6 protein-coding genes and 3 pseudogenes are annotated in these 13793 nt (G+C 60.9%); 5 read left to right on the forward strand and 4 right to left on the reverse strand.

Translation table 11 applies throughout. The annotated features are described in order from the left end of the window. From PSOLE_RS12870 to PSOLE_RS12880, 3 genes and pseudogenes are all read right to left on the reverse strand, one after another. The gene (locus PSOLE_RS12870) at window positions 1–3435 is read right to left on the reverse strand and encodes an AAA family ATPase (protein ID WP_074859296.1); all 3435 of its coding nucleotides are present in this window, start codon (window positions 3433–3435) and stop codon (window positions 1–3) included. Window positions 3436–3634: 199 nt separating this feature from the next. Beyond that, window positions 3635–4672: pseudogene (locus tag PSOLE_RS12875) on the reverse strand (IS630 family transposase). A 203-nt stretch (window positions 4673–4875) separates the two neighbouring features. Continuing rightward, a complete protein-coding gene (locus tag PSOLE_RS12880) occupies window positions 4876–5790 on the reverse strand; it encodes a WYL domain-containing protein (RefSeq protein ID WP_003459634.1) in 915 nt (304 codons plus the stop codon). A 151-nt stretch (window positions 5791–5941) separates the two neighbouring features. On the opposite strand from PSOLE_RS12880, the gene PSOLE_RS12885 reads away from it, so the two are divergent. Genes PSOLE_RS12885 through PSOLE_RS12900 form a run of 4 tightly spaced genes read left to right on the forward strand, consistent with a single transcriptional unit; the run spans window position 5942 to window position 12623 of the window. Next, on the forward strand, window positions 5942–7408 hold the full coding sequence (locus PSOLE_RS12885) for a DUF3375 domain-containing protein (RefSeq protein ID WP_249044922.1): 1467 nt from the start codon (window positions 5942–5944) through the stop codon (window positions 7406–7408). Next, window positions 7395–8102 (forward strand): DUF4194 domain-containing protein, encoded by a 708-nt coding sequence (locus PSOLE_RS12890; protein WP_003459631.1) that lies wholly within the window; start codon window positions 7395–7397, stop codon window positions 8100–8102. Before PSOLE_RS12885 ends, PSOLE_RS12890 begins: the two co-directional genes overlap by 14 nt. Beyond that, the gene (locus tag PSOLE_RS12895) at window positions 8099–11473 is read left to right on the forward strand and encodes an ATP-binding protein (RefSeq protein ID WP_074859299.1); all 3375 of its coding nucleotides are present in this window, start codon (window positions 8099–8101) and stop codon (window positions 11471–11473) included. The genes PSOLE_RS12890 and PSOLE_RS12895 overlap by 4 nt, the downstream gene beginning before the upstream one ends. Further along, window positions 11460–12623: a Wadjet anti-phage system protein JetD domain-containing protein gene (locus PSOLE_RS12900; RefSeq protein WP_003459627.1), complete on the forward strand. Its 1164-nt coding sequence runs from the start codon at window positions 11460–11462 to the stop codon at window positions 12621–12623. The genes PSOLE_RS12895 and PSOLE_RS12900 overlap by 14 nt, the downstream gene beginning before the upstream one ends. A 296-nt stretch (window positions 12624–12919) precedes the next feature. On the opposite strand, the pseudogene PSOLE_RS12910 reads toward PSOLE_RS12900, so the two are convergent. After that, a pseudogene (locus PSOLE_RS12910) lies at window positions 12920–13330 on the reverse strand (ATP-binding protein); the annotation flags it as partial. Between PSOLE_RS12910 and PSOLE_RS12915 the strand changes: the two are divergent. After that, a pseudogene (locus PSOLE_RS12915) lies at window positions 13250–13689 on the forward strand (LysR substrate-binding domain-containing protein); the annotation flags it as partial. The pseudogenes PSOLE_RS12910 and PSOLE_RS12915 overlap by 81 nt on opposite strands. Window positions 13690–13793 lie beyond the last annotated feature (104 nt).

A 13793-nucleotide genomic window follows, 5' to 3' on the forward strand; every position in this document is an offset into this window, starting at 1 on the left:
TCATGCCCCTTCTTTGACTGCAAAACGTGCGTCGAGCCGGCTGTAACCCAGGCCAACGCCCTTGTGTACCCGTAACTGCACCGGAATACGTTCCTTCATTGCCTCGACATGGCTGATCACGCCGATGGTCTTGCCGCTGGCGTTGAGGTTATCCAGCGCGTCCAGCGCCACCTCCAGCGTCTCGCCATCGAGGGTGCCGAAGCCTTCGTCGAGAAACAGCGAGTCGATGCTGGTCTTGTGGCTGACCAGATCCGACAGCGCCAGGGCCAACGCCAGGCTGACCAGGAAACTCTCGCCACCGGACAGCGTGCGGCAGTCGCGTGCCACATCAGCCTGCCAGGTGTCGCAGACCTCCAGCTCGAGTTCGCCGCTACCCTTGCGCGCCAACTGGTAACGCCCGTGCAGACGCGTCAGTTGGCGATTGGCCAGGTGGATCAGATGATCGAGGGTCAGGCCCTGGGCGAACTTGCGGAACTTGGCGCCGTCGGCCGAGCCGATCAGGCCGTTGAGCTGTTGCCACAGGCGCTGCTCACTCTCCTGTGCACTAATTTCGGCGAACAGCGACTGCTGGCTGCTGCGCCGCGTCTCGTCGGCCTGCAACTGCGCACGCAGCTCGCCCTGGCGCTGGCTCAGGGCACGCAATTCGCTCTGCAGTATCTGTAACTGCTCATCCAGTTCACCAAGCGCCAGCTCGGTCTGCTGCGTGGCGCTGAGTTGCTGCAGCTGCGCGTCGGCGGCAGCCAACAGCGTCGAAGCCTCGGTCAAGGCGCGCTCCACACGTGCCTGCAAAGCCGCCAGACGCTCTCGCTCGCCCTCTTCCAGCAGCGCAGCGAGAAACGCCGCAAGATCGCTGAAAGGACTGCCCGTCAGAGCCGTCAGCCAGTGCTGCTCGGCCTCGCTCGAGCGTTGCTGCAGCTGCAGCAACAAGGTCTGCTGACTCTGCTCGCGGCCGCGCAACGCATCGCTTTCGCGCTGGGCACTGGCCAGGCTGTTGGCGGCCTCATTCAACGCCAGTTGCGGCTGTGCCGATGGCTCGGGTTCAGCCAGCGTCAGCGCACCTTCGTCCTGCCAGCGCTGTTGCCAGTGCCCGGCCTGTGTCTCGGCGTCGGCGAGCAGGCGCTGCGCCTCGCGCTGCTGCTCCTGCAGTTGCTGATCCTGCGCCTGGGCCTGCTGCCAGTCGCGCCAGGCCTGCTCCTGCTCGTCCAGCCAGAGGCCAGCGTCCGACGGCAACTCAACAGCAAAGCCCTCGAGACTGCTCAGCAGCATTTGCTCGTGGCGCCGAAGCGCCTGCTGCAAACGCTGCAGGTCCTGGCCCTGCTCGGCTTGTCGCGCCTGCAGGTTCTCCTCATCACGCGCCAGTAGCGCCAGGCGCTGCTGCGCATCAGCCAACGCCCGCTCGGCCACTTCACGTGCACCACGCGCCTGTGCCAGTTGCGCCTGCCCGGTCTCGACCAAGGCGAGTCGTGACTGCAGATGCGTCAGACTCTGCTCATGCTGGCGCTGCAATTCGCGCAAAGCGGTGCCGTCAGAAATCTGCAAGGCCTGCTCGGTCAGTTGCTGCTGCCACTGCGCATCCTGCTGAGCGGCCTGCTGGCTCGCCTGCTCCAGCTGCTGCTGAACCTGAGCGATCTGCGTGACCAGCCGAGTCAGCTCGTCACGCAGGGTGCCGCCTTGGCTTTCCAGCTGCGCCAGTTCGTTGCGGCACTGTTCCAGCGCCTGGCGCGTGGCGGAGACGTTGAGCGCCTGGTACTGACTGACCGCCGGATGCTCGTGCGAACCACACAACGGGCAGGCTTCGCCGGGCTGCAGCTGGGCGCGGTAGGCTTCCAGATCCTGAATGCGCTGCTCCTGTTCAAGCAGCTTTTCCTTGTCGGCCTGCTGTTGCTTGAGCGCCTTGTAACGCTCGCGCAGGCCGGTGATTTCATCGTTCTTGCGGGTGTGCTGTTGCTGCAACTGAGCCAGACGCGGGGTCAACTCGGCGACCTGTGCAGCCGTTTGCTCACGGCTCTGCGCCAACTGTTCCAGACGATCCAATACGCGCCCTTGCACTTGCAGTTGCTGCCAACGCTGGCGCAGTCCGGCCTCGTCGCCCTCGCCCAGCAGGGCCTGCAGCTCGCTCTGCTGCCTGGCCTCGCTGGCGCGCGCATCCTCCAGCCGCTTCAGCGCGTCGGCCTGCTGCACACCGAGCTGATCACGCTGCTGCTGCAAGGCGGCGAGCTGCTCACCCTCCTGCGCCATGCGTGCGTGCAGTGCCTGTTGCTCCTTGAGCAGTTGCCCGCGCTGATCGAACTGCACACGCCAACTACCCAGAAGCTCGCCCAGGCGTTCCCGTTGCGGCGCAGTACTCATGCGTGCGTGCAGCGTTTCACGCTGCCCGGCCAGACGCTGCAGCTCCTCGTGACGCAGGCTCACGCTTTGCTGGGCATAGCGGCTGGCCAGCCAGAGTTGCTGGTGCTCGCGCTCAGCGCTGTGGCGTTGCTGCTGATGCAGGTCATCCAGCACCTGCTGTGCCTGCTGCCTGTCCTGCTGCGCCTGCTGCCAGGCCAGATACAGCGGCTGCAATCGAGCTGCCGGCTCACTGGCGGCCAGGCGCTGCAGTTCACCGGCTGCCTCGTTACGAGCCTGCTGGGCCTGCTGCAGTCCGAGTCGCGCCTGCTCCCGTTGCTGCTCGGCCTGCTGCAGTGCCTCACGCCAACGGCGCTGGGCCTGCAGAGCCTGCTGCCGGGCCAGCAGCGGCGACTCCTCCAAGCTCAGACGCTGCTGCTCGGCCTGCAGCTCGGCGCGCTGCGCTTCGTCGAGCAACTCCATGCCCTGAGCGCGGCTTTTCAGCAGATTGAGTGCCTGTTCGGCAGCCTTGGTGCGCTCGTAGACCTGCTGCGAGATCTGCCCATACACCTCAGTGCCGGTCAGTTCCTCCAGCAGCTCCGCGCGCTGGTTGGCATTGGCTTCGAGAAACGCCGCAAAGCCGCCCTGGGCCAGCAGCATGGACTTGGTGAAGCGCTCGAAATCGAGGCCGGTCAGCTCGGCGGTGAGACTTTCCTTCTCGCGAATCTTGTCGGTGAGGATTTCACCATCGGCGATACGTGCCAGCTCGACCTTGGGCGCCTGCAACGCACCGTCGACCTTGTCGCGCGCGCGGCGCTGGCTCCAGAAGGCGCGGTAGCCCTGCCCCTTGACCTCGAACTCGACCTCGGCCAGGCAGTCGGCGGTATGCCGCGTCATCAGCTCGTTGCCACTGGCCGACAGCGTGCTCATGCGCGGCGTGCGGTGATACAGGGCTAGGCAAATGGCGTCGAGCAAGGTGGTCTTGCCCGCACCGGTCGGCCCGGTAATGGCGAACAGGCCGCTACCGGCGAAAGGCTCGGCAGCGAAGTCGATCTTCCACTCGCCCTTGAGGGAATTGAGGTTCTTGAGGCGCAGGCTGATGATTTTCATGCGGGAATGGCTAGCCGGGAATCAGGCAGGCATTCTGGCATTGTTGGCCGCTGGCTGCAGCGGCTTGGCTGGTTCAGCCGCCTGCGCGGACTGCAGAACGACCAAGGCGGTAGATTTCAAGAACAGCCTGAATATGTGAATGCAACCGCGCTGGCGACGGGATCGAAAAGCTATTAACCCGGCAATCAAATACCCCGAATCATGCTGCGTAGGCGATACGTGGATGCCGGAAATAAGAACGGATCTTTCAGGGTGTAATTGCAATCGTCTCATGACCGAGCGAACACGCCTTTCCAGTTCGTCCTGATTACACGCCGGCAAGCCCGTACGAACCTGATGTTTCAAATCACAATTCAGATACTCGGTCAGGGTTCAACTCCGGGGCATAGGCCGGCAAGAAGAACAGTTCGATTTGCTCTTTGCGGTCGCCGACCCAGGCACTCACCTTTTTGCTGTGGTGTACGCGCAGGTTGTCGAGAATCAGGAACACCTTGCGGCCCTGAGCATCGCGAATCAGGCGACTCAGGAAGCGAATCAGCGCTGGGGCTGTCAGCGTTTCCCGATACAGCATGAAGCGCAGTTTGCCCCGATTGGTCACGGTGGAAATCATGTTGGTGGAAAAACGACTGCCGCTGACCAGGCGCACCGGCCTTTCGCCAATAGGGGCGTAGCTGCGGCCAGCATGGCTGTCACTGCGCATACCGGTTTCGTCGCCCCACTGAATCTCACCATTCTCAGCCTTGGCCCGCTGTGCGATGCGTGGATATTCATTATCCAGCCAGTGCTGAACCACTTCAGGTTTCTGCTGATAAGCCCGATGCAGCGGTCGCTGCGGGGTGTAGCCCCAACGCTTGAGGTATTCACCAACCGTTCGAACCGGCATGAGAAAACCACAGCGCTGGCGGATCAGTTCTCGCACCGCATCACGCGTCCAGAGCGCAAAGCCGAGCTTGAGTTGCTCGGGCATCTTATCGGTCATCAAGGTGCGAATCAGCACTTCCTGGCTGGAGCTCAAACTGCGGCGATCACCCTGGCGCACACCACGCTGGCCGCCGGCTATGGCAGCCTTTTCGCCTTTATGTTCTGCGACCTGCGCCCAGTGAGCAATAGTGCGGGGGTGAACACCAACCGCTTCGCCAATAGCCTTGTAGGTGTAACCCTGCTCACGCATGCGTAGGGCCGTGGAGCGCTTTTCACGTTGTTCTTGGGGGCTGAGTTTGCGGGCATCTATTTTCATGGAGGTAGATTATGCAATATGCCCTATTTATTTGCCATATTAATAGAGCGCCGCGGACCACCAGATGCACTGAGCACGCTCACCGAGGAAGCCGACGAGGGGCCTCATTTGCAGCAGGGTGGATAGGTAGGATTCCTTCATTTCATTTCTCTTTGTTCGTTGGTTTTTCCAACACGACCCGCGTAGGCTGATGCATCTGTTGATCAGTCATTAGCAGCTCCCGCGCCAGAGCTACCTGGTGCCGCATATCCCGGGGCCAGCACAGCATTGCGCACGCCGTAGATGGCAAGGTGGTCTCTCAGCCAAAGCCGGTACTCATGCCCGCGGAGGCTGTGGTCAGGAGAGCAGTCGACACTCCATTTGCGCAGGATGTATCCAGCCGTGGCAGCGCGCAGCTTCATCCGCAGCACGCCGTCGCGCATGCCGTAATCCATTTCGGTGATCTCCGGCCGGGGCTGATCCGGGTGCGGCACCAACTCCAGTTCGACGATCCGCGTCCACTGGATGTCTTGATCGCTCATCTCATGGGCTGCAACTGGCCGCCCCTTGAGCACGACAGGGTTCTTGATCCGGGTGATGACGAAATCCCGGAACTCCTGGGACTTCCGGTCGAAGGCGCGGACATGCCAGCGCAGGCCGTTGTCGATCAATGCGAAGGGAACAATCTCTCGTTCGGACTTGCCACTTGAGATCGAGTAATAGTCGATAGCAAGTGCGCATTCCTGGTGAATCGCTCGAGTCACACTTGCCAACACATCCAGATCTGGGTGCGTAAGCCGCGACGGACTCTCGCTGGCCACCCACACCTTGAGTCGCATCGGCTCGCCGTCTCCAAAGCCTTGCGTTAGCCACGACATCACCCGTTCCGGGGGATAGTCGAACACGGGCCGGAAGTCCGACCCCAGGACGTAGGCCTTGCCTTTCGGGTCATATTCGATGTTGCCCGGAGACAACTCCTTATAAAGCGCTAAATCCCGAGTTGCCGCTGCGGACTGGATGCCAAACCGCGCAACCAAGTCCTGCCGGCGGATCTCCCCCACGAAGCGCACACGCAGCTCAATGAAGGCGAGCCGGTCGCGCTGAGACTGGGTCAGTTCTGCAAGTTGGTCTTTGGGCATTCCTGAGTGCTCTATCGGGTTAACGAATGCTTGTGCGGATTATTGCGCGAAGTATATAAGCTGCTCTAGAATGCGGCAATGCAATGTTTTTGATTCTTGCATGCGTTGCATTTTGATTACTACATGACGGGCGATGCCCGCACTTTGGAGCATGGGAGTGAAAGCAGACAAAGCCATCGCGACCTACCGACGCATGCGGGCGCAGCCGCTGTGGCGTCTGCTTGCCTCGACTACCGGGCCTACCGTCATTGGCCTGCTTCAATCTCATCTGTATGAGGGCGAGCGAAGCCTCCCTGCCTCCATTTTTCACGAACGCATCGCAAGGGATCTGGAAGAGCTGCGCGCCCAAGGCGAAGACTTTCCCCAAACGGCACAGGCGTATGTCGCCAGCTGGCTCGCCGATGGGTTCCTCGAGCGACGCTTCCCGGCTGGCGCTTCCGAAGAGGAATATGAACTCACCACGGCGGCCGTCGAAGCCATCCGGTTTGTCTCTGGCCTGGCACAGCCGCATTCCGCCGCCACCGAAAGCCGCCTGACGCTCGTCATCGAGGCCTTGACCAGACTTGCCGAGGACACCGACACCGACAAGTTCCGCCGCATCGACCGGCTCATGGCCGAGCAAGCCCGCATCGACAAGGAGATTGACGCCATCCAGAAGGGGCAGATGCGCGTGCTGCCCCATACGACGGCGCTCGAGCGCACGCGGGAGATCATCACGCTGGCTGACGATCTGGCCGGTGATTTCCGCCGCGTTCGAGATCAGTTCGACCAGCTTAATCGCGATCTTCGTGAACGCATCATGGACAACGATGGCAATCGTGGGGATGTGCTGGATTCGCTGTTCGCCGGAATCGACCTGATTTCAGAGAGTGACGCCGGAAGAACTTTCTCCGCTTTCTGGCGATTGCTTACGGACCCAGAGCAAGCGGCCACGCTTGATCAGGCGCTTGATAGCGTTATGTCGCGGGAGTTCGTGGGGCAGCTCGAAGCCAAGGAGCGACGATTCCTTCTGCGGCTGACGCGCACCCTTCTTGAGCAGGGCGGCATGGTTCACGAGGTGCTCCAGACCTTCGCGCGCAGCCTGAAGCACTTCGTCCAGAGTCGTGAATACCTCGAGCAACGCCGACTCAATCACCTGCTGAAAGACGCCCAGCGCGCAGCACTGGCCCTGAAGAACGAGGTCAGGGCCACAGAAACCCTCCAGTACACGCTTGAGCTAACGAGCAGTCGTTTGCGCTCATTGTCTCAATGGGTGCTGCACGACCCATCCCTACAAGCATTGCCCGGGCAGATGGCAGAAGGGGATGCGCCGCCAATCGACCTTGAGTCTGTGAGCGAACTGGTCGCACAGTCCGAGATCGACTTCCGAACACTGAAGGCCAACGTGCTGGCTGTCCTGGAGCAACGCTCCCAGGCATCCATTGCCGACGTGCTGGAGCAGTTCCCCGCTGCACAGGGGCTGGGCAGCGTCGTCGGCCTGCTGGCGTTGGGCAGTCGGCATGGGTTCAAAGCCGACCACAGTGAAACCGTAGGCTGGGTTGGAGGCGACGAGCAGCGTCGTAGCGCCCGAATTCCAAAGATCTTCTTTTTGAGGGAGCGGGCCAATGAACTGGTCTGAGAACGACGAATCGGCAATACCAGCCGAAACACAAGCGCCAGATGCTGCTCAAGCACCTACCAACACCCTCTTCATGGGTGACAGCGGCGAGTTGCCACTGGATACCCGGCGCGCATTAGTACAACTGTTGGCAGGGCCATCGCTCGACGGTCGTCGGCATCCAAAACTCTGGCCGATCTTGGCGCGAGACGAAGCGGTGATCCGTCGGCGTCTTGCCGAACTGTTTCTCGAACTGGTCATCGATCGGGATGTGCAAGTGGCCTTCACGCGTCAGGCAGATACCGGCGACCTTGAAGTGCCCCTGCTGCTGCGTCGCGCCCAACTGACGTTCATTGACTCCATTCTGTTGCTCCACCTTCGCCAGCGATTGACCCAGGCGGACTCGCAGGGGGATCGTGCCGTGGTGTCGACAGACGAGATCACGGAGTTTCTCTCCCTCTATGAGCGCGCCGCCAACACCGACCGTGCAGGGTTCGTGAAACGGGTTCATGCCTCCATCGAGAAGATCAAGAAGCACAGCATTCTTCAGAAAATTCGCTCGAGTGAGGATCGCTTCGAGATTTCGCCGACGCTGAAGCTCCTCTTCTCGGCAGAGGAAATACAAGCGCTGACGCACCTGTATCAGCGAATGGCTGCCGCAGAAACGCCAGCGCAGCTGGTTCAGACTGAAGCTGATGAGGAGGCTGACCAATGATCTCGGAACCCCAAACCGCCTCCTTGTTTGCCCGCGAGCAGTTCCGGATGACCCGCCTGCAGGTTTACAACTGGGGTACTTTCTCCGGCCTGCACGACGTACCAATCAGCGAGCGAGGCTTTCTGTTTGTGGGTCGATCCGGCGCAGGGAAGTCGACGCTGCTCGATGCATTTTCGGCGTTGCTGACGCCACCTCGCTGGATCGATTTCAACGCTGCTGCGCGTGAGGCAGACCGCAGTGGCCGAGACCGGAACCTCGTCACCTACATACGTGGTGCGTGGGCTGAACAGAAGGATGGGGAGTCGGGAGAGATCGCAACGCGCTACCTGCGCGCGGGGACGACCTGGTCAGCCTTGGCGCTGACCTACCAGAATGCCTTGGGCCAATCTGTGGCGTTGGTTCAGGTGTTCTGGCTGCGGGGCAATGCGAACGGCAGCACCGACGTCAAACGCCACTACCTTGTCATGGAGCGGGCCTTTGACCTGCGCGAGCTCGAGGACTTCGGCCAATCCAACTTCGACATCCGTAAGCTCAAGCAGTCCTTCCCGGAGGCATTCGCCCGCGACGAATTTCGTCCCTATTGCGAACGGTTCTGCCGTCTGCTCGGCATCGAGAGCGAAATGGCGCTACGTTTGCTGCACAAAACCCAATCCGCCAAAAACCTCGGCGACCTCAATACCTTCCTGCGCGACTTCATGCTCGACAAGCCCGAGACCTTCGAGGTAGCGGATCGCTTGGTCAGTGAATTTGGCGAGCTCAATGCGGCCCACCAGTCAGTCGTCACGGCCCGCGAGCAGGTTCAAACGCTCGCCCCAGCGCGGGACCAGCACCTGCGCAGGGACTCGCTGATGCTGCAGCGCAATGGCTTGGATGAGCTTCGGTTGGGCGTGGACGGCTACCGGGAGACCCGCCGCATTGATCTCCTCAAGGAGCACGTGGCATCCCTGGAGGTGCAAGCCAACGGCTCAGAAGGTGAAGTGGGGCGACGTCAAAGCACGCTGGATAACCACGCCGCAATCTTGCGCGATCTGGAGCGACAGCACCGTGAGGCAGGCGGTGATCAGATCGAGCAATGGGAAACCGAGAAATCGGGGCTGGAGGGCCAGCGCACGGATCGTTTGCGCAAACGCGCCCAGGCCGAAGATGCGTGCAAGAAGCTGGGCTGGAGTCTCCCGGATTCGCCTCAAGCCTTTGCGGAACTGTTGGGCAGCGCGCGGCAGGAGGTCGAAAACTGGGAGCAGCGCAGCAACGATAGCCGCGCCGAGCAGTTCCGCCTGGACAGAGAAAAGAAGGATGCCGAGACCGCGTTTTCGCAAGCATTGAAAGAGGTGCAGGCACTCCAGCGCCAGCCATCGAACATTCCGGCGGACATGCTGGAAATGCGTCGAAACATCGCCGCCGCCATCGGGATCTCGGAGTCGGCACTTCCCTTTGTTGGCGAACTCGTCGAGGTGAAGTCTGACGAGGTCGAATGGCAGGGGGCCATTGAGCGCGTACTGCACGGGTTTGCGCTCTCACTCCTGGTAGACGAGCGCCAGTATTCGGCATTGGCCAATCACATCAACACCACCCACCTTGGGCAGCGCTTGGTGTATTACCGGACTGGCCGCCCGGAGACGCGGCAGGCCAAGCCCATCGGGACCAATTCGCTCGTCCTCAAGCTGAACGTCAAGGAGGGGAGCTACGCTGATTGGCTCCAGGCCGAGCTGCGGCAACGCTTCGATTACGCGTGCGTCGATTCCATTCAGTCGTTCAGGAGCGCAGATCGCGCCATTACCCGCGAGGGTCAGGTCAAGCACAGCAAAACTCGGCATGAGAAAGACGACCGCAGAAGTGTCGGCGACCGGCGAAACTGGGTGCTCGGATTTGATAACCGGGAGAAGCTAGGGCTCTTTCAAGCTCAGGCGCAGGAGCAGGCTGACGCGGTTGCGCGCCTCGCCGGGGAGATCGACAAACTCTCCGAGCAAGACAAGAATCGTGCGGCCCGAGCGATGCAGTGCCAGACTCTGGTGAATCTCCAGTGGCAAGAAATAGATCTGCTCCCATTGCTGGATCGCATCTCCACCATTGAGCGGCAAATCCGCGAAGCGCGCGAGGGGAACACCACCCTGCTGCAAATCAGTGAGCAGATCGAGAAGCAAAAGAAACTCGTCGATGATGCTGACAAAGATCTTCGGCAGGCAACGCGTGCGCACGACTCGATTGTTGACCAGATCAAGACCAACACCCAGAAACTGGAATCCCTCCTGCAGGACGCGTCTATCGTTCCATTGACGTCCCATCAGGTTTCGGGTCTCGATGAGCGCTTCGCCAAGCAGTCAGATGCAGTCCGGCTCGACAACATCGACAAGGTGACAACTTCTGTAGAACGCGCACTCAATGCGGAGATCGAAGAGGTCAACCGTGGGATTGGTGCCTGCGAGAAGGAAATAGAAGCACGCTTTGCCGACTTCAAACGGCAATGGCCGATGGACGCGGGCGACATGGACACGAGCCTTGCCAGCGCGCCAGACTTCTTCGCCAAACTGGTTCGGCTGGAGACAGATGGGCTGCCCGCCTATGAGCAGCGATTCTTTGAATTGCTGCAGAACCAAAGTCACCAGAATCTGGCGGCGCTTTCCACCTACCTGAACGATGCGCGTAAGGCGATCCTGGAGCGGATGGATCTGGTCAACGACAGTCTTGGCCAGGTGCCCTTCAACCAGAGCGCCAATCAACGCACCTATCTCCACATCGACGCCAGTGACCGGCAGCTTGTCGACGTCAAGGAATTCAAGCGGGAGATCCAGCAGGCACTGAGCCACGCATGGACGGAGGATCGCGAGTTTGCCGAGGCGCGGTTCCTGGCCTTGCGGCGACTTGTTGATCGACTTGCCAGTCAGGACCCCGAGCAGAAACGCTGGCGTGAGACTGTGCTCGATGTTCGACAGCATGTTGAATTCATCGGGCGGGAGATCGACGAAAGCGGTGTCGAGGTCGAGATCTACCGCAGCGGAGCAGGCAAGTCCGGCGGCCAACGGCAGAAGCTAGCCACCACGTGCTTGGCCGCAGCCCTGCGATATCAACTGGGCGGGAACGACCACGGCGTGCCGATGTATGCCCCCGTCGTGCTGGATGAAGCCTTCGACAAGGCGGATAACGAGTTCACCGCGTTGGCGATGAACATCTTTACCAATTTCGGATTCCAGATGGTGGTCGCTACGCCGCTAAAGTCGGTCATGACCCTTGAGCCATTCATCGGTGGCGCCTGCTTTGTGGATATCAGCGATCGGCGCGTCTCAGGCGTCCTGCTCATCGAGTACGACGGTGATCGTCAGCGGTTGAAGCTGCCAGAGCACGCACGAGAGGAGGCTAGCGTTGAAGCTTCCTGAAGATGTTCGGCAGTTTCTTGCCCGTCGCTTTCAAAGCAAGCACCGCGAGTGGTTGGTCGGTGATCCGGGCGAGGGCCAATGGCCATTGGAAGTTCCCCTCGGCATACCGACGGAGCAGGCTGCGCTGAGGCAAGTCGACGGCGTTCGCGCTTGGGTGAGCGCATGGCAAGGCTGGCAAGGAGTCGGCACCCTGTCCTGGTGTGAGCGTCGGTGGAAAGCGCTTGGTGTCCAGCGACTGCCAGAGAAACTGGCGTTACGAGGCCCTGAAGATGTTGCCATGTGGATCGGTGCATCCGCACGGTGGGTTCGTTCCCTGTCTCGGTATCAGACGCTCACTGCTCGCTGGCCGGTGCTTGCACAGCAGTTGCCGAGATACTTTGATGTCCTCGCTGACTACAGCGATGCCGATTTCCGTCGACTGGCAGAGATGCTGGATTGGATCAGTCGCAATCCGAAATCGAATCTCTACCCACGACAAATTCCGGTTGCCGGTGCCGACAGCAAATGGCTGGATTCTAGAAAGGGCATCATCTCTGACTTGATTGCAACGCTCCAGGGTGACCCAACAGGAGAGCGCGACTTCTTCTGGCGCTGCGGCTTGAGGGCACAGCCGCAGTTAATGCGCATGCGCGTTCTAGACCCGGATCTAAGGGCCCATTTTGGCGGTCTTGGCGATATCTCTGCGCCTTGTGATGAGGTCGCGAGAATTGGTATACGACCAAAGAGTGTCTTCGTTGTTGAGAACCTTCAAACTGGCCTGGCCTTTGATGATCTGCCAGGGGCGGTTGTGATCATGCGACTGGGTTACGCGGTTGACGTTTTGGGACAGCTTCCATGGCTACAACAGGCGCAATGTATCTACTGGGGTGACATTGATACGCACGGCTTTGCCATTCTTAATCGAGCCAGAACATACATCCCAAGCCTGAAGTCTGTGCTTATGGACGAGTTTACGCTGATGAGTCATCGCGATTTATGGGTCGAAGAGAAAGACCAGCACTCTTCCACAGAGCTCCCACTACTCACCAATACCGAACAAAAGCTCTACCAGTCGATTAAAGGAAATGTCTGGGACCAACAAGTCCGCCTCGAGCAGGAGCGGATACGCTGGGATGTGGCGTGGAATGCCATACAGGCAAGTATTCGATGATCCAGGATCAGGGAAGTCAGTCGTGAGTGGAAATCGATGGGACCAGCCGGGTGTGCCCCACAAGGGATGGCACTGCGTTGACGTGGTCGATCTGAGGGCCGACGGCGAGTCAGCAGACGAGACCGACTAAGCGACCTGCCAAATGTGCGGCAACGAGAAGATCCGCTACGTCCACATCATGGAGCATCCCGATCTGGACGAGAGCTTCGACGTCGGGTGCGTCTGCGCCGAGAAGATGAGCGGCGACTACGAAGGGCCGAAACGGCGTGAAGCCAAGTTGCGCAACCGAGCAGCACGCCGAACCCGATGGCTGCAGTGCAAGTGGCGGATGTCCGCAGCAGGCGCAGATAGCGCACGCGGTAGCCGGCCCGGCAGGCCTGGTGGGCCAGGGTACAGGCCAGCCAGGTTTTACCGACACCGGTGGGGCCGCCGATGATCAGGTTGAGACCGTCGCGCAGCCACTGGCCACTGCTCAGTTGCAGGATCAGCGCCTTATCCAGCCCGCGCGGGCTGCGGTAGTCGATGTCTTCGATGCAGGCGTTGTGCTTGAGCCGGGCCTGGCGCAGGCGGCTACTCAGGCGCTTGTCGTCGCGGTCGGTCAGCTCGCGGTCGACCAGCAGGCCAACGAGCCTTTCGTGCTCGCCTGCCGGCGCGATCATCCCCTGGCCAAACGCTCGGAGGCGGCCTGGCGCGAGCTCAGCGACTATCGCCTGATTGGCGTCGGCCGTCTCAGTGGCAACCGCGTGCTGCTCGATCACGGCCTGGCCCATCTCGACTGGCGCCCGAGCTGGTTCTACGAGGTGCAGCACCTGTCGACCTCACTCGGCATGGTCGAGGCCGGCCTGGGCATCGCCGCCCTGCCCAGCCTGGCGATGCCGGCCGAGGATCACCCGATTCTGGTCAGCCGGCCGCTGGTCGCCCGGTAATCAGCCGTACCCTGGGCCTGGTACGCCGCCGTGGCTCTTCGCTGTCGCCGGCAGCCGAACAGTTCGTCGAAACCCTGCTGCGGCAATGGCCGAGCTACACCTCCATTGGCACCAGTAACACCGCCGAACTCGACAGCTGAGTCATTGCTCGGGCCACCGTCGCACTCGCCGCCGGTCCGACGCGCTTTCATCCGCAACCAGCGAGCAAGACAGACCGGCGAAAACCCGGATAATGGCGGCCATT

Origin of the sequence: Pseudomonas oleovorans subsp. oleovorans, assembly GCF_002197815.1 — a bacterium.
In the GTDB taxonomy this organism is placed as follows: domain Bacteria; phylum Pseudomonadota; class Gammaproteobacteria; order Pseudomonadales; family Pseudomonadaceae; genus Aquipseudomonas; species Aquipseudomonas oleovorans.

Coding starts and splice junctions, on each gene's coding strand:
- PSOLE_RS12870 (WP_074859296.1), bottom strand. CDS start 3,435: ATGAAAATCATCAGCCTGCGCCTCAAGAACCTCAATTCCCTCAAGGGC.
- PSOLE_RS12880 (WP_003459634.1), bottom strand. CDS start 5,790: ATGCCCAAAGACCAACTTGCAGAACTGACCCAGTCTCAGCGCGACCGG.
- PSOLE_RS12885 (WP_249044922.1), top strand. CDS start 5,942: ATGGGAGTGAAAGCAGACAAAGCCATCGCGACCTACCGACGCATGCGG.
- PSOLE_RS12890 (WP_003459631.1), top strand. CDS start 7,395: ATGAACTGGTCTGAGAACGACGAATCGGCAATACCAGCCGAAACACAA.
- PSOLE_RS12895 (WP_074859299.1), top strand. CDS start 8,099: ATGATCTCGGAACCCCAAACCGCCTCCTTGTTTGCCCGCGAGCAGTTC.